The 644-nt window shown below is 53.4% G+C and carries 1 pseudogene; it reads right to left on the reverse strand.

Annotated elements, in window-relative coordinates:
* Positions 1-12 precede the first annotated feature (12 nt).
* Positions 13-644: pseudogene (locus HK20_RS13165) on the reverse strand (IS5 family transposase); the annotation flags it as partial.

A 644-nucleotide genomic window follows, 5' to 3' on the forward strand; every position in this document is an offset into this window, starting at 1 on the left:
TAGGCTCAGGACTCATTCTTTGAGGTAGAAGATGAAGCTTGCTGCGATGTGGATAGCGGACATGAAAGTGTGTGCGCAGCGGTCATATCGTGTTGCCACCCGCCGCCAGTCTTTGAGCTTTGCGAACATGTTTTCGATGAGGTGGCGCTTTTTATACAGATGCCAGTTGTAAGGCGGCTTTGATTTTCGGTTCTTCTTCGGAGGAATACAGGGGGTTATATTCCGTTCTGCAAGCGATAATCTGATCCGGTTGCTGTCATAGCCTCTGTCCCCGATGACTTCTTCTGTCTCGTCGGGGAGATCTGCCAGAAGCACGTCTGCGCCTCTGAAGTCACTGACCTGACCCGCTGTCAGATGAAGGCGGACAGGTCGGCCCTGACCATCGCACACGGCATGGAGTTTTGAGTTCAGGCCGCCTTTTGTCCGTCCGATATGACGGGGAAAAGCCCCTTTTTGAGCAGGGACGCCGATGTCCGGTGCGCCTTGAGATGTGTTGCATCGATCATCAGACGCTTCGACCGTCCTGATTGCTCAGCCAGGGTAGTGAAAATCCGGTCAAAGACACCCAGGCGGCTCCAGCGGATAAAGCGATTGTATAAAGTCTTGTGCGGACCATACGCTTTCGGAGCGTCTTTCCACTGAAG

Source organism: Acetobacter sp. DsW_54 (assembly GCF_002153575.1).
Taxonomy (GTDB): Bacteria; Pseudomonadota; Alphaproteobacteria; order Acetobacterales; family Acetobacteraceae; genus Acetobacter; species Acetobacter fabarum.